This is a genomic window from Streptomyces sp. LZ34 (assembly GCF_053890475.1).
This window is the reverse complement of record NZ_CM132680.1, coordinates 3,544,383-3,567,064: the sequence shown is the minus strand read 5'-3', so window position 1 is coordinate 3,567,064 and position 22,682 is coordinate 3,544,383. Positions and strand designations below refer to the sequence as shown.

18 protein-coding genes are annotated in these 22,682 nt (G+C 72.9%); 8 read left to right on the top strand and 10 right to left on the bottom strand.

Annotated elements, in window-relative coordinates; translation table 11 throughout:
- Positions 1-20 precede the first annotated feature (20 nt).
- Positions 21-1,565, top strand: a complete 1,545-nt coding sequence (locus ACWY4P_RS13695; protein WP_456210819.1) for a hypothetical protein — start codon at positions 21-23, stop codon at positions 1,563-1,565.
- 2 nt (positions 1,566-1,567) lie between these two features.
- Here the strand turns inward: ACWY4P_RS13695 and ACWY4P_RS13690 are convergent, their stop codons facing one another.
- Positions 1,568-3,019, bottom strand: coding sequence for an MFS transporter (locus ACWY4P_RS13690; protein WP_456210818.1), 1,452 nt, complete (start codon positions 3,017-3,019; stop codon positions 1,568-1,570).
- A 122-nt stretch (positions 3,020-3,141) separates the two neighbouring features.
- Here ACWY4P_RS13690 and ACWY4P_RS13685 point away from each other — a divergent pair, with 122 nt between their 5' ends.
- From ACWY4P_RS13685 to hemQ, 3 genes are read left to right on the top strand one after another with little or no spacing between them, the layout of a single operon-like run.
- The gene (locus tag ACWY4P_RS13685; protein ID WP_456210817.1) at positions 3,142-4,944 is read left to right on the top strand and encodes an IclR family transcriptional regulator domain-containing protein; all 1,803 of its coding nucleotides are present in this window, start codon (positions 3,142-3,144) and stop codon (positions 4,942-4,944) included.
- Positions 4,945-4,966: 22 nt separating this feature from the next.
- Positions 4,967-6,490 (top strand): protoporphyrinogen oxidase, encoded by a 1,524-nt coding sequence (gene hemG, locus ACWY4P_RS13680; RefSeq protein ID WP_456210816.1) that lies wholly within the window; start codon positions 4,967-4,969, stop codon positions 6,488-6,490.
- Positions 6,491-6,495: 5 nt separating this feature from the next.
- Positions 6,496-7,233, top strand: coding sequence for a hydrogen peroxide-dependent heme synthase (gene hemQ / locus ACWY4P_RS13675; protein ID WP_456210815.1), 738 nt, complete (start codon positions 6,496-6,498; stop codon positions 7,231-7,233).
- A gap of 36 nt (positions 7,234-7,269) precedes the next feature.
- Here the strand turns inward: hemQ and ACWY4P_RS13670 are convergent, their stop codons facing one another.
- From ACWY4P_RS13670 to ACWY4P_RS13655, 4 genes are all read right to left on the bottom strand, one after another.
- A complete protein-coding gene (locus ACWY4P_RS13670; protein WP_456210814.1) occupies positions 7,270-8,949 on the bottom strand; it encodes an alpha/beta hydrolase in 1,680 nt (559 codons plus the stop codon).
- Between the two features lie 135 nt (positions 8,950-9,084).
- Positions 9,085-9,948: a TIGR04222 domain-containing membrane protein gene (locus tag ACWY4P_RS13665; protein WP_456210813.1), complete on the bottom strand. Its 864-nt coding sequence runs from the start codon at positions 9,946-9,948 to the stop codon at positions 9,085-9,087.
- 146 nt (positions 9,949-10,094) lie between these two features.
- Positions 10,095-11,186 carry a TIGR04222 domain-containing membrane protein gene (locus ACWY4P_RS13660; protein ID WP_456210812.1) on the bottom strand — a complete coding sequence of 364 codons (1,092 nt, stop codon included), beginning with the start codon at positions 11,184-11,186 and terminating at the stop codon, positions 10,095-10,097.
- 5 nt (positions 11,187-11,191) lie between these two features.
- Complete coding sequence (locus ACWY4P_RS13655) at positions 11,192-12,526, bottom strand: multinuclear nonheme iron-dependent oxidase (protein ID WP_456210811.1); 1,335 nt, start codon at positions 12,524-12,526, stop codon at positions 11,192-11,194.
- 375 nt (positions 12,527-12,901) lie between these two features.
- Here ACWY4P_RS13655 and ACWY4P_RS13650 point away from each other — a divergent pair, with 375 nt between their 5' ends.
- Positions 12,902-14,941 (top strand): transglycosylase domain-containing protein, encoded by a 2,040-nt coding sequence (locus ACWY4P_RS13650; RefSeq protein WP_456210810.1) that lies wholly within the window; start codon positions 12,902-12,904, stop codon positions 14,939-14,941.
- Here ACWY4P_RS13650 and ACWY4P_RS13645 read toward each other — a convergent pair.
- The 3 genes from ACWY4P_RS13645 to ACWY4P_RS13635 all read right to left on the bottom strand — a co-directional run bounded on the left by ACWY4P_RS13645 (position 14,925) and on the right by ACWY4P_RS13635 (position 17,519).
- On the bottom strand, positions 14,925-16,187 hold the full coding sequence (locus ACWY4P_RS13645; RefSeq protein WP_456210809.1) for a hypothetical protein: 1,263 nt from the start codon (positions 16,185-16,187) through the stop codon (positions 14,925-14,927). The genes ACWY4P_RS13650 and ACWY4P_RS13645 overlap by 17 nt on opposite strands.
- 162 nt (positions 16,188-16,349) lie before the next feature.
- A complete protein-coding gene (locus ACWY4P_RS13640; RefSeq protein WP_456210808.1) occupies positions 16,350-17,225 on the bottom strand; it encodes a TauD/TfdA dioxygenase family protein in 876 nt (291 codons plus the stop codon).
- A 237-nt stretch (positions 17,226-17,462) separates the two neighbouring features.
- Positions 17,463-17,519, bottom strand: coding sequence for a putative leader peptide (locus ACWY4P_RS13635; protein WP_456212919.1), 57 nt, complete (start codon positions 17,517-17,519; stop codon positions 17,463-17,465).
- A 175-nt stretch (positions 17,520-17,694) separates the two neighbouring features.
- On the opposite strand from ACWY4P_RS13635, the gene ACWY4P_RS13630 reads away from it, so the two are divergent.
- A complete protein-coding gene (locus ACWY4P_RS13630; protein ID WP_456210807.1) occupies positions 17,695-18,819 on the top strand; it encodes a baeRF3 domain-containing protein in 1,125 nt (374 codons plus the stop codon).
- A gap of 120 nt (positions 18,820-18,939) precedes the next feature.
- Positions 18,940-19,884 (top strand): class I SAM-dependent methyltransferase, encoded by a 945-nt coding sequence (locus ACWY4P_RS13625; protein ID WP_456210806.1) that lies wholly within the window; start codon positions 18,940-18,942, stop codon positions 19,882-19,884.
- A gap of 17 nt (positions 19,885-19,901) precedes the next feature.
- On the opposite strand, the gene ACWY4P_RS13620 is transcribed toward ACWY4P_RS13625, so the two are convergent.
- Positions 19,902-20,426, bottom strand: coding sequence for a CGNR zinc finger domain-containing protein (locus ACWY4P_RS13620; protein WP_456210805.1), 525 nt, complete (start codon positions 20,424-20,426; stop codon positions 19,902-19,904).
- 26 nt (positions 20,427-20,452) lie between these two features.
- Between ACWY4P_RS13620 and ACWY4P_RS13615 the strand changes: the two genes are divergently transcribed.
- Complete coding sequence (locus ACWY4P_RS13615) at positions 20,453-21,748, top strand: MFS transporter (protein ID WP_456210804.1); 1,296 nt, start codon at positions 20,453-20,455, stop codon at positions 21,746-21,748.
- A gap of 112 nt (positions 21,749-21,860) precedes the next feature.
- Here ACWY4P_RS13615 and ACWY4P_RS13610 read toward each other — a convergent pair whose 3' ends face one another.
- The gene (locus ACWY4P_RS13610) at positions 21,861-22,667 is read right to left on the bottom strand and encodes a peptidyl-tRNA hydrolase (protein WP_456210803.1); all 807 of its coding nucleotides are present in this window, start codon (positions 22,665-22,667) and stop codon (positions 21,861-21,863) included.
- Positions 22,668-22,682 lie beyond the last annotated feature (15 nt).

Here is a 22,682-nt window from a genome sequence, read left to right as displayed (position 1 = left end):
CCCTCATCGTCTGGGAGACCATGAGGGACTTCCCTGCCATCACCGCCGACCGCGTCCGGGAACTCGCCGACCAGTGGGACGCCGTCCGCGAAGGCCGCTCCAAGGACGAGGCCGACCGGCTCGTCCGCGACTGTGCCGAGCGGCTGACCGCCGAGCCCGCGGGTGAGCACGCCTACCTGTGGACGCTCGGCCTGCTGATGACGGCCGAACACACCGGCTGGCTCACCGGGGACGTCGTCGAGGGCGGCGCCCTGGTGGCGCTCGACGCCGCCGACAGCGCCCTGCGCGAGCGCGCCTGCGGGCATCAGCGGCACCCGTACGAGGACGACCTGGACGAGCGCCACGACCACCTGGCGCGGCTGCTGCCGCTGCTGCGCAACGGCCGGAGCGAGGCCGAGGACGAGCAGTGGCGTGATGCGGCCACCAAGGAGCAGTGGCTGTGCCCGCGCAACATCGCCGGATACGCGCGCGTGGCCATCGACATCATCGACCCCGGCCATGTGGCCGACATCCCGCCCCGGCTGCCCCTCATCGACGCGCGCAAGGCCGGGCACCTGCGGTCCGTCCTCTGGGACCACCCCCGCGTCGACCCCGCGTACGAGCTCTCCGACTACGCCGCCGCGCTGCGCGCCCACCCCGACGGCGACAGCCGCGCCGGGCTCGTGGTCATCCTGCACGCCGCCTGCTGGTACGCGGTGAGCGGCCGCATCCGCGGCAAGTGGGTGCTGGACGAGATGATCGGGGCCCTCGAGGCCGTACTGCCCGGGCTCGGCGACGAGCCCTGCGCGCACCGGGACGGCGAGCACCCCGAGACCGGCGACGACCCGGCGGCGCTGGCCACCGTGGGCGTCCACCTGCTCAGCCCCGGCGGGCGGGGCGTATACCGGCGGCGGGGCGGCATCGAGGGGTGGCACACCCCCCTGGAGGGGTGGCTGTGCCCGGCCTTCCTCGCCGGACTGGCCCGCGAGGCGCTGGACCAGCTGCTGGCCGGGCGCGACAAGCTCTTCGGCAGCCGCGACACCACCCACCTCGACGCGGAGTATCTGCTCCCCGACGGGCGGATCGACATCGACACCCTCACCGCCACCTACCGGCAGTCCTGGGTGACCGAGCACGACGAGCTGGTGCAGAACGCCGCGCTGTGGGCCGCCCGCCGGTACGCGGCCGGCGCCGGGGGCGAGCGGGAGCGGGCCGTTCTGCTGCTGCTCGCCTGCTGGGCGGTGGACGGGATGGTCGTCGACCTGCCGACCAGCGTTCTCGGCGTGCTGGAGGAGATCTTCGAGGCCGTCGACCTCGCCCCCCTGGACGAGCCCTGCCCGCACCCCGCGGTCCACCCCTGGCAGGGCCTGGAGCGCATCGCGGGCCGCGGGTACGCCGTCGCGGGCAACCCCGACGCGCTGATCGGCGCGCATCTGAACCACTTCTGGGCGCCCGAGGACTTCGAGGCCCCCGACGAGCCGTTCGCCGCCGACGCCTGGAGCTGCCCCCGCCACCTGGCCGGGCGGGTCCGGGACGCGCTGGACGTTCTCCGCGAGGTGAAGGAGAGCGGCGAGGAGGACGACTGAGTCTACGGGCGCCGGACCTCCTCGCGGATCAGGTAGTACAGCACGGCGCTGGCGAGCATCAGAGCGCCGTCGATGTAGATGGCCTGCGTCCAGGTGCCGTAGTGGTCGAAGAGGGTGCCGCTCAGCGCCGGGCTGATCACCGCGCCGATCTCGCCGACGAGGTTGAACATCCCGAAGGCGGCCCCGCGCTCGGCGGCGTCGACCACGTCGTTCAGCAGCGCGTGGGCCATGGGCTGCAGGGCGTTGAAGAACAGGCTGGTGACGAACAGGAGGACCGACATCACCAGCAGCGAGGGCGTCTCGTCGGCCTGTAGGTAGGCGCCGAAGACCAGCACCAGCACCCCCTGGACCACGGTGAACGCGACCAGCAGCGGCCGCCGCCCCCAGCCCCGGTGCTTCGCCCGGTCCGAGAGCCAGCCGCCCGCGGGGAACCCGAGGATGCCCGCGCCCGCGTTGAAGGTGGCGACCAGCGCGGCGTTCTGGAAGGAGCTGTGCGCGGCGTCGGCGACGATCGAGACCGACCAGAAGCTGAAGAACCACAGGTTCCACATGACCGCGATGAAGGCGAAGCTGAGCAGCAGCGCGTTGCGGTTGCGGGAGACGGCGCCGAGCCGCGAGCCCCGCCGGGCGAAGATCGCCCCGATGAGGACGAACGCGAGCACGCACTCCAGGATGGCCACGCCCCAGCTCGGCAGCCCCGCCCCGTCGGCGATCAGATAGACGGCCAGCACCGCGGCGCACAGCACCCCCGAGATGCCCAGGAGCCGCAGCGCCGAGCCGGTCGCCCGCAGCGGGCCGCCGATCCGGCGCAGATAGCCGGCGGTGACCACGCCGAACACGAGCGTCGCGCCGCCCAGGACCAGGAACGGCATCCGCCAGGCGTCCTCATGGCCGAACACGTCCGCGCCCCAGTCGATCAGATACGGGGCGCTGATGGTCGCGATCGTCAGCCCGATGGCCAGACCGGTGATCGCCACGCCCATCCCCAGGCCGGCCTTGGCGGGCGGGGTCCGCTGGGCGATCAGAGTGCGGTCGTTGGAGTAGAAGACGCCCTCGCCGAGCCCGGTCAGCACGCGCAGCACCACAAAGGCGATCAGCCCGCTGACCAGCCCGCTGGCGACGGTCGCCACGCCCGCCCACAGCAGCGAGATGGCGAGCATCGCGCGGTGCCCGAAGCGGTCCCCGAGATAGCCGCCGGGGAACTGCGTCAGCATGTAGCCCGCGAAGAAGAGGCTGCCGATCAGCCCGCCGAGCGCGTGCGGGTGGCTGGCGGAACCCAGCATTCCGTGGTCGTTGTCGATGAGCCAGGTGACGACCGGGCCGGTGATGGTGCGGTCGGCGTACGAGAAGAGCCAGCCGCCGAGCAGCATGGCCCACAGGGTGTGGTACGGCTTCCAGCCTCCGGACGCGGCCTCCGGCTCCTGGCCGGTGGTCGATGCGGTCGCTTCGGGCATGGCCTCATGTCCCCCTCTGGGCGCGGCGGTTCATGGCGTCGGTGGCGCGAGGTTGTGAGGTGAGTGGTGCGAGGAGTCGGGCCTGTTCGTCCAGTGAAGGTTGGTTCATAATGGGAGTGGTGATGAGTCTCAGCCCGGCCGCACCGACTGTCAATGGTGCGGTCGGCCCTCTTGAGCGCGGCCTCGCCGTGCTGCGCGCGCTGACCGCCCTGTCCGCGCACGGCGCGGAATCCCCTGGTGCGGGCGGTGTCCGCCCCGGCGACCTGGTGCGCGCCACGGGGCTCGCCCGCTCCGTCGTCGACCGCGTGCTCGGCACGCTCCAACAGCTCGGATACGTACGGCTGGACGGGCGCGAGGTGAGCCTGGCGACCCGGCTGATGGAGCTGGGCAACGCCTACCTCGCGGCGAGCGGCCTGCCGGACGCGCTCCTTCCGTTCGCGGAGCGGCTTGCGGACTCCCTCGACGAGTCGGTCTCGGTCGCCGTCCCGGACGGCGACGGCGTGCGCTTCGTCGTCCAGGTCACCCGGCGCCGCACGATGTCCCTCGCCTTCCGCATCGGCGACCTGCTCCCCGCCGAACGCTGCGCCCCCGGCGCCCTCTTCGCCGCCCAGTGGGACGAGCGCACCTGGACCGCCTGGCGCGCCCGCCGCGCCGCCGCCCCCACAGCTGGAGCCGCCTCCTTCCCCGCCGTCCCACCCCGGCCCGGCCCCGCCGGGGCCCCGGACCTCGAAGAGTTCGCACGGCGCGCCAAGGCGGCGGCCCGCGACGGCTGGGCCCCCGACGACCAGCTGATCGAGCCGGGCCTGGTGGCGGTGTCCGTTCCGCTGCGGGACCCGGCGGGCCGTATCGCCTGCGCGGTGAACGTGGTCAGCCACACCAGCCGCCACGACATCGCGTCCCTGGGCCGGACCGCGCTCGCCGCCCTGCGGGACCGGATCCCGGCGATGGAGGCGGCGCTCGCCGCGCCCGCGGAGGCCGGGCCGGGCACGGGCGGCGAGCCGTTCCCGGCTCAGGGAGGTGCCCCGGCCCAAGGAGGGTCCCCGGCCCAGGGAGGTGCGTTCGGCGAGGACCCGGCCCGGCTGGCCAAGCGGGAGATGGGGGCGGGCTTTCTCCAGTCGCTCGCCCGCGGGCTCGCCGTGCTGCGGGCGCTGGGCGAGCGGGCCCCGGACGGCCCGCCGCCCCACCACGGGATGACCCTCACCGCCGTCGCCGAGGCGACCGGTCTGGCGCGCGCCACCGCCCGCCGCTCCCTCCTCACCCTCGTGGAGCTCGGCTACGCCGAGACCGACGGAGAGCGCCTCTTCCGCCCCACCCCCCGCGTCCTGGAGCTCGGCTATGCCCCGCTCGCCGGGCTCGGCTTCACCGATATCGCACGGCCGCATCTGCGCGAACTGGTCGGCGCCGTCCACGAGTCGGCGTCCCTGGCCGTACTCGACGGCGGCGACATCCGGTACGTCGAGCGCGTGCCGACCGTCCGCATCATGAGCGTCAACATCACCATCGGCACCCGCTTCCCCGCCTACGCCACCTCCCTGGGCCGGGTGCTGCTCGCGGGCCTGGACGCGGACGCGCGCGCCGCGTATCTCGCCGGCCTCGACCCACGGCCGCTGACCCGGCGCACCCTGACCTCCGTGCCCGGGCTCGCGCGCGTCCTGGAGGGCGTGGCGGAGAGCGGATACGCCCTGGTCGACGAGGAGTTGGAGGAGGGGCTGCGGTCCCTCGCCGTGCCCGTACGGGACGCGGACGGGCGCGTGGCGGCGGCCCTCAACCTCGCGGTGCACGCGGGCCAAGGCACCCCGGAGAACACCCTGAGCACCCTCCTGCCGCCCCTGCGCGCCACCGCGGCCCGCGTCGAAGCCGACCTCCGCACGTCCTCGGCCCACCGCCCCCGTGGCCTGGGCGCCAGACGTCCGTCGGGCGTCTGAGCGAGTCTGAGAGAGTGGGGTCATGAGCGCAGCGAACGGCCGTACGGGCCATGTCGTGGTCATCGGCGGCGGGATCTCCGGGCTCGCGGCCGCCCACCACCTCCTGACCGGCGGGGCCCGGGTGACCGTGCTGGAGGCGTCCGGCCGGCTCGGCGGCAAGCTGCACGCGGGCGAGATCGCGGGGGTCCCCGTGGACCTCGGCGCGGAGTCGATGCTCGCGCGCCGCCCCGAGGCCGTGGACCTCGCGCGCGCGGTCGGGCTCGGCGACCGGCTCCAGCCGCCCGCGACCGCCTCCGCCTCGCTGTGGACCCGCGGCGGGCTGCGTCCGATGCCCAAGGGCCATGTGATGGGCGTGCCCGGGGAGCTGGCCCCGCTGGCCGCGTCCGGGGTGGTGTCGGAGGAGGGGCTCGCGCGAATCGCCGAGGAGCCCCGGCTGCCGCCGGCGGAGTTGGGCGAGGACGTGGCCCTCGGCGAGTTCGTCGCGGCGCGGCTGGGCCGGGAGGTCGTGGACCGGCTGGTCGAGCCGCTGCTGGGCGGGGTGTACGCGGGCGATGTGTACCGGACGTCGATGCGGGCGGCGGTCCCCACGCTCTTCGAGGCGGCCCGTACGCACGGCTCGCTGACCGAGGGCGCGCGGGCGCTCGCCGCGCGGGCCGCGGCGGCGCCGGCCGGCCCGGTGTTCACCGGCATCGACGGGGGGATCGGGCGGCTCCCGCTCGCCGTCGCCGACGCGGTGCGCGCCGCGGGCGGCGAGATCCGCACCGGCGAGCCCGTACGGGAGCTGCGCCCGGCCGCCGCCCCCGACGGCTCCGCCGCCCCCGAGAGTTCCGACGGCTCCGACAGCCCGGGGGACGGCCGGACAGCCGGCCGGATGACCCGGTGGACGGTGGTCACCGAGCGCGGCGAGGCGCTGGAGGCCGACGCCGTCGTGCTCGCCGCCCCCGCGCCCGTCGCGGCCCGGCTGCTCGCCGCCGACTCCCCGGCCGCCGCCGCCGAGCTGGCCACCGTCGACTACGCCTCCATGGCGCTGATCACCATGGCCTTCCGCCGTGCCGATGTGGCCGGGCTCGCCCAGGGCAGCGGATTCCTCGTGCCGCCCGTCGACGGCCACACCATCAAGGCCGCCACCTTCTCCAGCCGCAAATGGGGCTGGCTGGGGGAGGCCGACCCCGATCTCTTCGTGCTGCGTACCTCGATCGGGCGGTTTGCGGACGAGGAGGACCTGAGCCGCGACGACGAGGATCTGGTAAAGCTGTCGCTCGCCGACCTCGGCCAGGCCATCGGCCTGGCCGCGCGCCCCGTCGCCACCCGCGTGAACCGCTGGGAGGGCGGGCTGCCGCAGTACCCCGTGGGCCACCTCGACCGCGTGGCCCGCATCCGTGCAGGGGTCGCGGGGCTCCCGGCGCCCCTGCGGGTGTGCGGCGCGGTGTACGACGGCGTGGGCATCCCGGCGTGCGTCGCGAGCGCCCGCACCGCCGCCGGCGAACTGCTGGAACTGATGGCCGCCACCCTGGCGCGGGGCGCCGGGAGCGGAGAGCGAGAATAGGGACCATGACTGCTGCACCCGCTCCCGAGACCGGCCCGTCCGGCAAGGCTCCCAACGCCGGCAAGAAGGCCAAGGACCTCAACGAGGTCATCCGCTACACCCTGTGGTCGGTGTTCAAGCTGCGCGACGTCCTGCCCGAGGACCGCACCGGCTACGCCGACGAGGTCGAGGAGCTGTTCGCGCAGCTCGCCGCCAAGGACGTCACCGTGCGCGGCACCTACGACGTCTCCGGGCTGCGCGCGGACGCGGACGTCATGATCTGGTGGCACTCGGAGACCTCCGACGCACTGCAGGAGGCGTACAACCTCTTCCGCCGCACCAGGCTGGGCCGGGCCCTGGAGCCGGTGTGGTCGAACATGGCGCTGCACCGCCCCGCCGAGTTCAACCGGTCGCACATCCCGGCGTTCCTGGCCGACGAGAACCCCCGCGACTACGTCAGCGTGTACCCCTTCGTCCGGTCCTACGAGTGGTACCTGCTGCCCGACGAGGACCGCCGCCGGATGCTCGCGGACCACGGCAAGATGGCGCGCGGCTACCCGGACGTGCGGGCCAACACCGTCGCGTCCTTCTCGCTCGGCGACTACGAGTGGATCCTCGCCTTCGAGGCCGACGAACTGCACCGCATCGTCGACCTCATGCGGCATCTGCGCGCCTCCGAGGCGCGTCGGCATGTGCGCGAGGAGGTGCCGTTCTTCACCGGGCGGCGCAAGGCGGTGTCCGAGCTGGTCGCCGGGCTGGCCTGACCGGCGGCACCGCCCTCGCCGCGGCGCGGCCGCCGGTCACCAGCGCGCCGCGCCCACAGCCTGTTCTGCTTCCGGTTCCGGTTCCGTTTCAAGGCCCGGCGCCGACCAGACGGAGGGCTCGGGCGCCGCGCGCGGCGCGCAGGACACGGCGCGGCCCGGCGTCCGCCCGGTCAGCAGGTACGTGTCGACGTACCGGTTGACGCAGTCGTTCGGGCCGCCCCACAGTCCGTGCGTACCCGCCTTCCGCTCGGTGACCAGCGACGAGCCCGGCAGCCTGCGCCGCAGCTCCTTGGCGCCCTCGTACGGCGTGGCCGCGTCCCGCTCGGCGGCCAGCAGCAGCACCGGCGGCGGCGTCCCGCGCCCCGCGCCGCCCCCGGGGCCCACCGTCAGCGGCCGCTGCCGCGGCGCGGACCAGTAGGCGCAGGGCAGGTTCATCGCCACGTTGTCCCAGGTCTCGAAGGGCGCGCGGCGGGCCAGCGCGGTGTTGTCGCGGTTCCACCTGGTCCAACGGCGCGGCCAGGGCGCGTCGTTGCACTGGACGGCCGTGTAGACGGCGTTGCCGTTCTCCTCGGACACCGCCTCGGCCGGGTCGGGTGCGGCCAGCGCGACCAGGGGCCCGGCGTCGCCGCGCAGATAGGCGGCGAGCGCGTGCGCGCTCGGATCCCAGAAGGTGTCGTTGTAGACGTTGCGCGCGTAGGCGTCCTGTAGCTGCGCGGTGCCCACCCTCCCGCCCGCCGGGTGGCGCGCCAGCCGCCGCCGGGCCTTCTTGTACGAGGCGGACACCTCGGCCGCGGTGTCGCCCAGGTGGTAGACCTCGTCGTACCGGGCGACCCAGCGGCGCCAGTCGCGCCAGCGCCTCTCGAAGGCCAGCGACTGCTTCAGGTTGCTTTGGTACCAGATCTGCCGGGGGGCGGGGTCGACCACGCTGTCGAAGACCATGCGCCGCACATGCCCGGGGAAGAGCGTGGCGTAGACCGCGCCGTAGTACGTGCCGTAGGAAGCCGCCACGAAGTTGAGCCGCTTCTCGCCGAGCGCGGCGCGCAGCACATCGAGGTCGCGGGCGTTGTTGAGGGTCGTGTAGTGGCGCAGCGCACGGCCCGCGCGGCGGGCGCAGCCGCCCGCGTAGGCCCGGGCCCGCTTCACCATCTTCCGCTTGAAGGCGGCGGAGGGGTGCACGGGGAAGTTCGTCGGCGCCTTGGCGAAGGCGGCCGGGTCCGCGCAGGACAGCGGCGCCGAGCGGCCCACCCCGCGTGGTGCGTACCCGACGAAGTCGTACGCCTCGGCGGCCTTCCGGAACCCCGCCACGCCGGCGTACGCGGGGAACGCCATGCCGGAGGCGCCGGGCCCGCCCGGGTTGTAGACCAGCGCGCCCTGGTGACGTTCCCGGGGGCCGGTGGCGCGGAGCCGGCTGACGGTGAGGGACAGCTGGGTGGAGCGGGGGTGCGCGTAGTCCAGCGGCACCTTGACGGTGCCGCACCGGGCGGCGTCGGGCAGCTCCTCGCCGGGCGCGCAGCGGCCGAAGTCGATGCCGCGGGCGGCGGCGCGCCGGGCGGCGAGCGCCACGCCCCGGTCCTCGGCGGTGCCTTTGCCACGGACCGCGGCGGTGGCGGCGGCGGTGGCGGCGGTGGCGGCGGGCGCCGGGGCGGCGAGCAGCGCGGCCATGGCCAGGGCCAGGGACAGCGGCCCGAGGACGCCGTACAGCGGTACTGCTCTCACGGGCCGTCCCCTCGTATTCCGTTCGTCTTCCGTTCGCGTTCCGCTCGGCGTTCCGCGACGATGTGTCATTCCGTGACGAAAGGGATACTTGGCCCGGTGGTCGGCCATGTAAAGCACCGTGCCGAGGTGTCGGGGTCAATGACCCCAATGCGCCTTGAAGGCCGCGCGCAGCGCGGGATCGGGGAGGGCCGAGGCGCCGTGCAGCGCGAGCGCGGTGAGGATCTCGGCATCGGCGCCTTCCCGGCCGTACCCGTCGGCGCCACTGCCCCGGTCGTCGGCGCGCTGGGCCGGAGGGGCAGGACGGGAGGGACGGGCAGGACGGGCAGGACGGGCGGGACGCGGTCGGGGCGTCTCGATCCGGCCCAGCAGCCGCTGCCCGGCGGGCGACGCCCACCGCGTGTACGGGTGCACCTCGACGCGGGCTATCGCCAGGCAGCCGAGGGTCAGCAGCAGCGGCAGCGCGAACCACGCCGCCGCCTGCTCCCGTCCCGACTCCGGTGGCACGATCAGCAGCGCCGCCGCCCCCATGAGCAGGACCAGCCCCGCCGCCGCCCGCACCTGACGGACCGCGGCCGCCACGTTCGTACGCGCCGCCGCGGGCACCGCGAGCCCGGCGGCCACCAGCCGGTCGGCGAGCGCCCGCACCGGCGCCGCGGCGGCGAGCGCGGCCCGCACCGGAGGGACGGGCGACTGGCCGCGCGGGCCTATCGCGGCGATGACGGAGCGCTCCAACTCGTCCCGGCCGTCCGGGTCGACCACCGTGACCCAGCCGGTGTGCGCCAGCAGCAGCCGGCGCTGCCGGTCCATCGCCACCAGGGCCAGGTCACCGACCCGCCCTGGACCGCCGGACAGGAACGCCGCCTCGTACAGGCTCAGGCAGTCGCGGCCGGCCCCGGTGCCCTCGGGCTCCCGGGCGGCGGCGACGGCGCACGCGCACAGCCGGGCACAGGAGGCGACGGCCGCGGCACAGGCGACGAGCAGGAACAACAGCCAGAACATGGCCGAGTTGTACTCGACCCGACCCGCCTGCCGCCAGGCATTTCACCAGATGAACGCGGAAGACGGGCGGACGGAGGGGCCCGGTGCCGACCACCCGGGGGCCGGCCCGGTGCCGGCCACCCGGGCCCCGGGGCTGTCCCGGCCGGTCAGCCGCCTCCGCAGCCGCCGCCCCCGCCGCCTCCGCCGCAGCCGCCTCCGCCGCCACAGCTGGAGCCACCGCCCCCGCCTCCGCAGCTTGAGCCGCCGCCCCCGCCTCCGCTGCCGCCGCAGCTGGAGCTGCCACAGCTCGATCCGCCCCCGGAGCCGCCGCACCACGAACTGGAGCCCCCACTCCCGCAGTACGTCGGGGTCCCCGAGGAACTGGACGCTCCCCCGGACGACGACGCCGACGACGCCGACGACGCCGACGACGCCGACGACGCCGACCCGGCCGACGTGGCCGCCGAGGCGGCATGGACGCGATGCGCCTCCAGCAGTTGGTCCCGCAGCAGTTCGTCGGCGGCCAGCGCGCCCACCCCGGCCAGCGCGACGGTCTCGGCCACGGACGCCACCCGGACACCGGTCCGGTGCGGGGTGCCGTCCTGCGGCTCGGCCGAGGCGTAGGCGAGGTCCTGCCGGAACGCCTTCAGCGCCCGCTTCCCGGCCGAGGTGATCCGCTTCATGTTCGAGGCGGCGCAGATGACGGCGATCAGGAAGCCGCCGAACAGCGCCGGGAAGATCCTGAAGATGAACGGCAGGCCGTTGTACGCTCCCCAGTCCTCTGTGCTCGCCCAGATGCCCAGGAACACGCCCGCCACCGCGGCGAGCGTCTGGGCGGCGGCCAGGCGCCGCCACAAGCGCATCTTCTCCGGCCGCACCATCAGCCCGCGCTCCGCGAGCCGGTCGCCGATCGACTGCACCGCCGGATGGCGCATCAGCTCCGAGCGCAGCAGGGTGAGTCCGCCATGCGGCGCGCGGGCGTGCACCTCGAGCAGCGCCTGCTCCACCGCGTTGCGGGCGACCGGCTGCCGCACCGAGACCACCCCGGGGCCGCCCACCGCCAGCCGCCCGTCGGTGTGCATCGCGCAGATCACTGTGTCGGCCACCCGGCCCGGGCCCGCCTCCAGGAAGGCGGCCTCCAGCAGATCGTGCGCCCGGCCGTCCGTCACCGGGCCCGCCCCCTTCCGGCAGCGGGCCGTCCCCGTGATGAGCACCGCCGACGACGCGGCGAACGCCACGTAAACCAGTTCCGCTTCCATCTCCATCACCTTCCGAGCAGCGCGCGTCGGGCGGCCCGAGCCAGGCGCGCCGTGGGGCCGGGCCGTACCGGAGCGGGCCCCGACCGCTCCCGCCACCACTGCGTCAACTCCCGCCGCGCCGCGAGGTCCTCGGGCCGCTCGGCGGCCAGAAGATGTTCGGCGAACGCCAGGGCGTCGCGGCGGTAGCCGCCGGTCATCGGGCGGCCCCGCGCATAGTCCAGGAACGCGGGGCGGTAGCCAGCGCCCAGGATCCGCGGCAGCTCGGGGGCGACCTTCCCGACCACATCGGCCCGCTTGGCCGCCAGCGCCCGGCTCTGCACCCCCAGCCGCCGCCGGTCGAACCCCTCCGGCGCGGGGGCGCCCGCGACCAGCGAGGACAGCAGGGACGTCTGCGCGAGCGCGACCCGCTCCCGGGCGCCCTCCACGGCCTGCGGCGCGGGCGCCGACACGGCCACCACCCGGGCCTCAGGGGCCTCAGGGGCCACGGGAGCCTCAGGGGCCTTGGTGGCCTCAGGGGCCGCCTTGGCCGTCACGGCGCGGATCGCGTCGAGTTCGGCCGCGAGCTCCTCGGCCGCGGGGAAGTTCTCGTCCCGCTCCAGCAGCACGCCGGGCGGCGTCGTACGGGCGCACAGCTCGGCCAGCACATCGAGCACCGGCTGGGTCACCGGGTGGGCGTGGCTGTCGTACCACACCCCGTCCCGCTCGACCCCGCCCGCCACATGGACATACGCGATGGCCGAGGCCGGGAGCTCGTCCAGGGCCGCGGCCGGGTCCTCGCCCCGGTTGACGTGGTTGGTGTGCAGGTTGGCCACGTCGATCAGCAGCCGCACGCCCGTCCGCTCGACCAGCTCGGCGAGGAACTGCCCCTCCGTCAGCTCCTCGTTCGGCCAGGCGATCAGCGCCGCGATGTTCTCCAGGGCCAGCGGCACCGGCAGCGACTCCTGGGCGATGCGCACGTTCTCGCACAGCACGTCCAGCGCGTCGCGGGTGCGCGGCACCGGCAGCAGATGCCCGGCCTCCGCCGTCGGCGAGGCGGTGCGCGGGCCGCCCGCCCGTACGAACGCGATGTGCTCGGTCACCAGGGGCGAGTCCAGCGCCTCCGCCCGCTCGGCGAGCGCCGCGAGCCGCCCCCTGTCCGGCCGCTCGGCGCCGCCGAGGCCGAGCGAGACTCCGTGCGGGACGACCGTCGTCCCGCGCTCCCGCAGCCGCAGCAGTGCGTCGGGGAGGTGGCCCGGGCAGATGTTCTCCGCCACCACCTCCACCCAGTCGATACCCGGCAGCCGCTCGATGTCATCGGCGATCTCCGGGCGCCATCCCATACCGGTTCCGAGGCGCCTCATGGCTTCCCCCTCCTCGTCCGTCCCCTCATCCAGGGGTCGTGTCGGGGTGATGACCCCGCTGGGAGGGGACGAACCCAGGAGCGGTGCGGTTCAGAGGTTCATTTGAGCTTCGGGGGTTCACCGCGCGCGGCGTTGTGGGCCACGTGATTCACGTCGCGGAATATCATCACTGTTACAAAAATTTGGTGCTCTGAGGCGACAGATGTTCGGAAAGCATCATAGGGTCGTGTCGTCTTCGGGGGGACGGACCATCAGATCTTTGGCCGCGCCCCGCGCGCGGATCGTGGGGGACACGTGCAGGGCAGCAACAACGCCGGGGGCCGACACCGCCGCAAAGCACCGAGCCGCACGGCGCCAAGTCTCAAGTCGCCAACCTTGAAGGCACCTTCGGGATCGACGTGGTGGACGCTGCGCCGCTGGGCCGTCCGCGGCGCCAGGCTGGACTACCCCCGCGCGGGCAGGCGCGGCCCCTTGCGCTGGCTGCCCTCGTGGCGGCAGTTGGCCATGCTCTTCCTCTTCTGTGTCGGCGGCCTGACCGGCGTGCTGAGCTATCTGTATCTTCAGACCGACATTCCGGATGACCTCAACGACTTCGCCACCCAGCAGGACAATGTCTACTACTGGGCGGACGGTACGGAAATGGCCCGCACGGGCCCGGTCAACCGGCAGGAGGTCCCGCTCACCAAGGTGCCGGAGAAGGTGCAGTGGGCGGTGCTCGCCGCCGAGAACGCCAGCTTCTACTCCGACAGCGGGGTATCTCCGAGCGGCGTGATGCGCGCCCTGACCCGGATGGTGACGGGGGGTGAGACGCAGGGCGGTTCCACCATCACCCAACAGTATGTGAAGAACGCCTATCTGAATCAGCAGCAGACTTTCTCCCGCAAGCTGACCGAGATGTTCATCGCCATCAAGCTGGATGACAAGATGAGCAAGGAGGACATTCTCGCGAGATATCTCAACACCAGCTGGTTCGGCCGCGGCACCTACGGCATCCAGCGGGCCGCCTACGCCTATTACGGCAAGGACGTCTCCCAGCTCAACCCGAGTGAAGGCGCGATGCTGGCGTCCCTGCTCAAGGGTGCCGGGACCTTCGACCCAGCGATCAGCGCCAAGAACCACCGCCGGGTGGTGGAGCGCTGGAAATGGGTCCTGGACCGGATGGTCGAGATCGGCAAGCTCTCCAAGTCCGAGCGGGCCAAGTACACCAAATTCCCGGAACCCAAGGAGCCCCCGAAACCGGAAGGGCTGACCGGCCAGGTCGGCTATCTCGTCGAGACGGCGAGGGTGTATGTGTCCTCCCACACCGAGATATCCGACGCCGATTTCGACCTGGGCGGCTATCAGATACACACCACCTTCGAGAAGCCGAAGGTGAATGAGCTCGCCAAGTCGGTGGACAAGATGCGCGACAGCCTCGACCCGAAGAGCCGCAAGGAGGACCGGTACGTACGGGTCGGCGCCGCGTCCGTCTCGCCGGACGGCCGTATCGCCGCGCTCTACGGCGGCCCGGGCTATCTCGAACAGGGCTTCAACGACGCCAACGCCTCCACCGTCCCGGCCGGCACGTCCTTCACGCCCTTCGTCTACGCCGCGGCCCTGCGCGACGGCGTCCAGCTCGAACGCGGCGGCGCGCGCACCCCCGTCTCCCCGACCAGCGTCTACGACGGCAACGACAAGGTGGCCGTGCGCACGCCCGAGGGCCCGTACTGGGACCGCAGCGGACAGATCGTGCGGGGCGCCAACGACGGCCACCGCTCGTGGGGGCAGGTGACCCTGCGGCAGTCCGTCGTGGACTCGATCAACACCCCGATGATGCAGCTGGGCATGGACGTGGGCCTGGACCGGGTGCGCAAGGCGTCCGTCGACGCGGGCCTGCTGCCCAGCAGCTTCGGCGCCCGGGTGCCCGCCTTCTCGCTCGGCACGGCCACCCCCAGCTCCATCCGCATGGCCAGCGCCTACGGGACGTTCGCGGCCAAGGGCAGGCACACCCCGCCGTACTCGGTCACCGGACTCACCCACCAGGGCGAGCGGGTGCCCCTCGAAAAGCCGACCGCGACCCGGCCGTTCAGCCAGGCGGTGGCGGCGCAGGTGGACGACGCGCTGCACGGGGCGGTGCAGGGCGGGAGCGCGCGGTCGGCCGCGGCGGTCGGCTCCGATGTGGCGGGCAAGACGGGTACCTCGCAGGACAACACCTCGTCGTGGTTTGTGGGGTATACGAAGGAGATGTCGACGGCCGTCTCGCTGTCGCGGGTGGATCCGAAGACCCAGGAGCTGCTGCCGCTGGACGGGTTAGGCGGATCAGGGACCTCCGGGACCCCCGGGATCTCAGGGCCCACCGGGACCTCGGACACCGGATCCACCTACGCCATCGACATCTGGACGCGCTATATGAAGGCCGTCACTTCGTCTTCGTGAAGGTGGGCCAGTCGGGCGCCTGGGCCGGGTCCAGCGTGCGGAGCTTGTCCAGGACCTTCGGGTCCTGGGCGTCCAGCCAGTCGGCGAGCTGCTTGAACGAGACGCACTCGACGCCCTCGCGGGGGCATACGTCCCGCATCACGTCCTCGATGGCCTGCATATAGATGCCGCCGTTCCAGGTCTCGAAGTGATTGCCGATGAACAGCGGCGCCCGGCTGCCGTTGTAGACGCGCTCGAAGCCGTTCAGATAGCCCTCGCGGGTCAGCCGCTCCCACTCCGGGTACTTCGCCGGGTCGCCCTCGGTGCTGTCGCCCGACTGGTTGTAGAGGAAGTTGAAGTCCATCGAGAGGACCTGCTTCTCGCTCTCCGGGTAGGGCACCAGCTGTAGCGGGAAGTTCCAGATCCCGTCGATCTTCGACGGCCAGATCTGGAAGTCGCCGGGCGAACTCGCGTCGTACCGCCAGCCCATCGACTTGATGGCCGGTATGAGGTTCTTCTGCCCCTCCAGGCAGGGCGCCCTGCCGCCCACCAGCTCCACGTCGTAGTCGAAGGGCAGCGGGGCGACATCGGTGAAGCCGGTGTTGGTCTTCCAGTTCTTCACGAACGAGTACGCCTGCTCGGTCTCGCTCTTCCACTCCTCCGTGCTCCAGTCCTCGCCGCCCTTGGAGCCGCAGAAGTGGCCGTTGAAGTGGGAGCCGATCTCATTGCCCTCCTGCCACGCCCCGCCCAGCTGCTCCAGCGTCTCCCTGACGTGCTCGTCGGTCGGGTAGGAGATCGCGGCGGACCCCCGGTTGTGCTGGGGCGGCTGGTAGAGGTCGCTCTTCGACTTGGGCAGCAGATACATGCCGCTCAGGAAGAACGTCATCGTGGCGCCGCTCTCCTTGGCCACGTCGCGGAAGTGGGAGAAGAGATGGTCGTCGTTCTCCAGCGCGCCGTCCCAGGAGAAGACCACGAACTGCGGTGGCTTCTCCCCCGGTTTGAGCTTCTTGATCTTGAGCTGGTTGGGCTGCGGCCCGGTGTACGAGGTGGAGCCGTCCCCGAGCACCTTGACCTTGCCGTCCCAGTCGGCGTACTTGCTCTTTTTCTTCTTGGTGCCGGGGACACCCCCGCCCGGCGCGGGGGCCTCGCCGGCCACCGGGGTCTTCACCCCGGGCGAGCCGTCGGCCTCGCCGCCCGACCGCAGAACGGTCAGCAGCACGGCGACGACGACGGCCACTGCGACCAGCGCGCCCACGGGGCCCGTCACTCCATAGGCGTTCCTCGGCCTTAACGCCTTCAGAGCCTGCGAGGTCTTCAAGGTCTTCAAGGTCTTCAGCACCTTCACGGGTCCCGCCCCACTGGAGACAGTACAAACGTACGGCTCCCCAGTATCACTGAAGAATCACCTTCTCTTCACACGGGCCTCTCATCAACCTGTCGGCCCGGCGGGCACATCACCGCGCAGGGTGATGCGGTGCATGATCCGGCGGAAGTCGCCGTAGTCACGGTTGGCGTAGTGGGCGGTGGACCGGTTGTCCCACATCGCCACGTCACCGGGGTGCCAGCGATGCCGCACGATGTGCTCGGGCTTCTGGAGATGTGCGTACAGCAGGTCCAGGATGCCCCGGCTCTCGGCGTCCGACACACCAACGATGTGAGAGGTAAAGCCGGGGTTGACGAACAGGCCCTTGCGCCCGGTCTCCGGGTGTACGCGGACCACCGGGTGCTCGACCGGGTCGAGGGACCGGTACCGCTCGCCCTCCCACTCGCTGCCCTCGCCACCGCGCTGGGCGAGGTAGTACCCGAACGCGCGGCTGCCGTCGTGCACCGCGGTCAGCCGGTCGGCCAGATCACGCACCGGGGCGGACAGCGAGTCGTACGCGAGTTGCAGGTCGGCCCAGTTGGTGTCCCCACCGGTGGGCGGCAGTTGAACGGCGCGCAGCACCGAAGCCATCGGCGGCCTGCGCACGAAGGTGACGTCGGTGTGCCACACGTCCGCGTACCCGTCCTCGGCCGCGTCCAACGCGTAGATCTCCGCGTGGCCCTTGTCGATCCCGGGCACGACCGGATGCGAGGCGGTCGTCTCCCCCAGCCTCCGGCCGAGCGCCACCTGACTGTCGGGGTCGAGGCGCTGGCCGGGGAAGAACAGCACCTTGTGGGCGACGAGGGCGCGCCGTACCGCCGCGATCTCCGGGTCGCCCGCGGCGGTCAGATCCAGATCGTGCACCCGGGCGCCGAACGAGGGCCCCAGCGGTTCGATGGACAGCGCCACCGCGGTGGCGGACTGAAGGTCTGTGACGGTCATCCATGCCTCCTGAAAGACAGACTCCGGTAAGAGAGAAAAGTGCGGAAGGTTCGTCAGGTCGCGGCCGCGGCCGCACGCACGGCGGGCCGTCGGCCTTTCAACAGGGCGGGCATGGGCGCTCCGGCAGGGCCGGGGGAACCAACGGCATGGACGGAGACGCGGACAGGCGTCACCGGAAGAACCGGAAGAACCAGAAGAACCAGAAGAAAGAGAATGCGCGATCGCTCAGGGACGCCGTCAGGCGCGACAAGTGGCGCTGGCGGTGCGCCGGAGGTCTACGTGGAGGCGTGCCACGAGAGGTGTGAGCTGCACAACGCCATTCGTACCAGTCCATACGGAGCCGGCCAAGACGACATTCGCATGATGAGACGTGTGGAGGCGCCGCGCCGCAGCCGGACAAGCCCCGCGATGCGCCGCCGCCGGTCCTGGGTGATGCTGGATAAACACGTCAAAAGGCGAGAGGCAACGGATGCGTACCACCGGACTGACATCCCGCACGCTGACAGCCCTCCGCGCCAGGCGCCCCTACCCCGCGGTCACCATCACCCTGCCGACCCACCGCCGCGAGCCCTACCGCCCGGCGGACACCGTACGTCTGCGCAACCTCGTCGCCGAGGCCAAGCGCCGCCTGGAGGCGGATCCGGACGTGCCGCGCGAGGCCCGCTACGACGTCAGCGGGCAGCTCGACCGGGCCATGGCCGATGTGGACCTGCGCCACGCCCTGGACTCGCTGGTGATCTTCGCGGCCAAGGGCGAGAACGAGGTGTGGACCCTGCCGAGGACCGCGCCCGAGCGCGTCGTCTTCAGCGACACCTTCCTGACCCGCAACCTCGTCGCCGCGCGGGAGCGGACCCGCCCCTACTGGGTGCTGGCGGTCTCCGTGGACCGTACGGCGCTGTGGAGCGGCAGCGACAGCACACTCCAGGAGGAGCGGGCCGCGGGCTTCCCTCTGGCGCCCGAGCCGACGCACAACGAGGACGCCGAGCGCGAGGAGCGGATCGGCGACGTCCCCGGCCCGTACGACGACGAGGGGACCCGGACCTATCTGCGGCAGGTCGACACCGCCCTGGACTCCCTGCTGGCCACCGACCCGCGCCCGCTCTCCCTGGTCGGCCTCGCGCCCGCGCTGAGCCTCCTGGAGGAGGTGGGCTCGGCGGCGAAGGCGGCCGTCAGCAAGGTCGTCAAGGGCGGGCTGACCAACGGCCCCGCCCGCGCCCTCACCGACGCGCTCCGCCCCGCCCTGCGGGAGCAGGCGGAGCGGCACACCGAGCGCGTCCTCGAACGCATCGGGCAGGCGCAGGGGCGCCGCGCCTTCGCCGCCGGTCTCGAAGAGGTGTGGCAGGTGTGCAAGGAAGGCCGGATCGAGCTGCTCGCCGTCGAGGAGAACTACCAGCGGACGGTGAAGGTCACCGGGGAGCACCTGACCCCGGTCGACCCGGAGGAGACCTCGCCCGCCGAGCTGGGCACGGCGGTGCTGGAGGACATCGTGGACGAGATCATCGAGACCACGCTGGACCGGGGTGGGGAGATCGCCTTCGTCCCGGACGACTCCCTGGCGGGGTACGAGCGCATAGTGGCGGTCCTGCGCTTCTGAGGGAGCACTTGCTGACGGTGCTTCGGTCACAGAACGCTCACAGCGGGTACGACGCGGTGTTGCCTGCCGCTGCCAACGTGGCGGCCGGTTCCCCCCACCGCAAGCGACCGAGGACAGACCATGACGGCAACCGCCCCCCGCGCGGCGCAGCGCCCCCGCGATCTCCACGAGGTCAAAGGCTGGTTCCCCAGCCTGGACCAAGTGCTCTTCAACCGCTTCCTGGCCCGGCAGAAACGGCTGGGACAGCGCGGCGACCTGCTGGAAATGGGCGCCTACCTGGGCAAGAGCGCCATCTTCACCGCCGGCTATCTGCGAAGGGACGAGCGCTTCACCGTCTGTGACCTCTTCGACGCGCCCGCGCCCGACGAGCGGAACGCGGCGGAGGCCAGGAAGTCGTACGCCACCTTGACCCGGGTCGCCTTCGAACAGAACTACCTGGCCTTCCACGACGCACTGCCCGACGTCGTACAGGGCCCCACCTCCCTCGTTCCGCGCCATGTCGCCCCCGACAGCTGCCGCTTCGTCCACGTCGACGCCTCGCATCTGTACGAGCACGTGGCGGGCGACATCGACGCCGCCCGCACCGCGCTGGTGCCGACCGGCGTGGTGGTCCTGGACGACTTCCGCTCCGAGCACACCCCGGGCGTGGCGGCCGCCACCTGGGAGGCGGTGTTCCTGCGCGGGCTGCGACCGGTGTGCCTGAGCACCCAGAAGCTCTACGGCACCTGGGGCGACCCCGAGCCGCTCCAGGAGGAACTGCTCGCCGACGAGGAGTGGCGCGCCGGGATGCACCTGAGCGTGCAGGAGATCGCCGGGCAGCGGGTGCTGCGCTTCTCGGGCCGCCCGCCCAACCCGGCCGCGCCCCGGTCCCGCTACGCCGACGAGATCCGCGAGCCCGACGCCGCCGCCGAGCCGGGCCCCGAGCGCCCGAAGCCGGACCGTGCCGCCCCGTCCGCGCCCTCCGAGCAGTCCGTGCCGCGCCGCCGCAGCCCGGTGCGCAGGCTCGCCGCCGACGTCCTCCCGCCGGTCGTCACCCGCGCGATCCGCCGCCGAGGCGGCAGGTAGCAGATGCCACTTGCCTGTCAGGTGACCGTGGCCCGCGCGCGATGCCGACGCACGGCGTCGCGGTTGGCGCACCGCTGGGAGCAGTAGCGCTGTCGCCCGGTGCGCGAGGTGTCGGCGAAGATCGTGTCGCACTCGGTCACTTCGCAGCGCCGTAGCCGGTGCATGCCGCGACCGGCCAGATGCAGCGCGGTGCCGACGGCGAACAGCGTGCGGAGCGTGGGACCGAGCGGCTGTTCGGCGTCGCGGTAGTGCAGGTGCCACCCCGCGTCGGTGTGGGAGGTCAGCCGCGGATATGCGGCGGCGTCGGCCAGCATCCGGTTCAGCACCTCGGCGCGCTCCTGCTCCCCGGTGGCATCGACGATCTTCTCCCAGGTGTCCAGTGCGTCCTGGGCCAGGTCGAGGTCGCGCGCCGTCACCGGACGTTCCGGCATGAGTCCGGCCGCACGGCATCGGTGAGCGAGCTCGTCCGCGCTGTGCGGGCGGCGGTTGGCCAGATCCGCGGCCAGGTTCACCGCATCTTCGCCGTAAGGGTTGAGATGCATAAGACTATTACAACAATCTGCCTGGCATGACACAACACCTCACCGGACCCACCACGCGGCCGGACCGGGACCCGTGGCGCTATCGCTGGGTCGTTCTGGGTGTCGCCACCTTCACGCAGGCCGCGTCCGGCTTCTTCACCGGAGGCATCGGAGCGCTGGGCGTCCACCTCCAGCGCGCCCTGGACCTGGACACGGCTCAGCTGGGCCTGCTGGTGTCGGCCGCTCAGTTGGTGCCGCTGGTCGGGCTGCTGGTCGCCGGCGAGCTGCTGGATTGCTACAGCGAGCGCTGGGTGGTCGGGATCGGCGCCGGTGTGGTCGCCGCAGCTCTGTGCGTGGGGAGTCTGGCGTCGGGGTATGCGGCGCTGCTGATCGTGCTGCTCGTGGTCGGCGCGGGCTACAGCACCGTGCAGCCGGGCGGGAGCAAGTCGGTGGCGTCCTGGTTCGACGCGTCCCAGCGAGGCGTCGCGATGGGCATCCGGCAGGCCGGACTGCCGCTGGGAGCGGCGCTCGCCTCGGCTCTGCTCCCGCTCGTCGCGAAGGAGTTCGGCTGGCGGGCGACGCTCCTCACCGGCGGCCTTGTCGCGCTTTCGGGGGCGGGCGCCTTCGTGGGGTACTACCGTCACCCGCCCGCTCTGCCCGGCCCGGAGGACAGGGAGCCGCGGGCCGGGCTCGCGGCACAGCTCCGCGCCCGGCTGCGGATGCTCCGCGAACCGTCCATGACGAAGATCATGTTGTCCGGGGCCAGTCTGATCTCGGTGCAGTCCGGCGTGAGCCTCCTGACGGTGCTGCACCTCCACCGGGTGGCGTCGGTCGGCGTCGGGCAGGCGGCCCTGGTCCTGGTGGCGGTCCAGGGCGCGGGCGTCGCGGGCCGCGTCTGCCTGGCCGCCTGGAGCGACCGGATCAAGGCCGGGCGCTATGTCACCGTCATGGTCTGCATGGTCGCGGTGATCGCCGGGCTGGCGGCGCTGATGACGCCGGCCGGACGGTCGCCGGTCGGCGCCGGCGCCCTCCTCGTGTGGCTCGGCTTCTTCGGTTTCGGCTGGTACGGCCCGTGGGTCGCCTACGTCACCGAAGTCGCCCCGCGGAACAGGACGGGCTTCGCTTTGGGCCTGGCGATGTCCGTCAACCAGACGGCCATCATCGCTGTCCCGCCCGCACTCGGTCTCCTCGTGGACCTCACCGACGGCTTCACGCCGGCCTGGGGACTGTTGTGCACGATGGTCGCTGCCGCCCTGGTGATCACGGCCGGCGCGGAGCGCCGCGCCCACCGCGGCCGCCGCACAGCGCCTGACCCGAGGCGCTCGGGAAGCGGCGTGCGATAGTCGGGCATAAGGCGCTGGGCGCGCAATGTCGGTTCTCCCGTCTCGGAGCCACGCGCCGTGCCGCCGTGGCCCCCACCGGAGGCGGCTTTCTCCGTCTCCGGCCGGCGGCGGATCAGATTACCGGTCGATGAGCGTGTTCGGGCAGGGCGCCGACGCGCTCGTATCCCTCGACCGCGACGGTCGGCCCGGGCGCGATCTCGGTGAACCCCGCGTCGCGCACCACCGGCAGACCGCCGGCGACCAGCCGGGCCCAGCGCTCGGCCGGCGGGGTGCGCACCGACAGCGGGAAGCCCGCCGCGCGCCAGGCCGCGCGGGCCGCGTCGTCCAACTCCCACCATGCGAGCTGCGCGCCGTGCCCGGCCTGCGCCATCGCCTTGCCCGCCGACATGGAGACCTCTGGGTTCAGCCACAGCACCGGCGCGGTCAGGTCCGGCGCGGGCGGCGGCTCGGGGTCGTCCAGGTCGGTGCCCGAGACCTGTAGCTTGGCCAGATCCTTCGGCCAGCCGTCGAGCGGCACCGGAGGGAACACCCGCACCTCCGCCGCCGACGGCCCGCCGTCCACGGCCGCCCGGCCGGCGAGCGTGATCCCCGGCAGCGCCTCGGCCCGCCGCCACTCCGCGCCCCGCGCCCGCCGTACGACCTTGCGGATCCGGGCGTCCTGCCAGCTCCGTACGGCCTCGGCCCACTCGCCGTCCGGCGCCGTCGCCCGCTCGTCCGACAACAGGACCAGCACGGCGCGCGCCGCCGTCTCCAGGGCGTCCGTACGGGCGGGCGGCGCGGCCTTCTCGATGCGCACCACCAGGGGCAGCACAAACTGCGGCGCGGCGTCCCGGTCGGTCTCCGCGTGCCGGAACGGGCTGGTACGGACGCGGTCGCCGGAGCTGAGGGGGGTGTCCGGAGGGGTGTCGGAGCTGGTCACGCGCCCCAGTGTGCC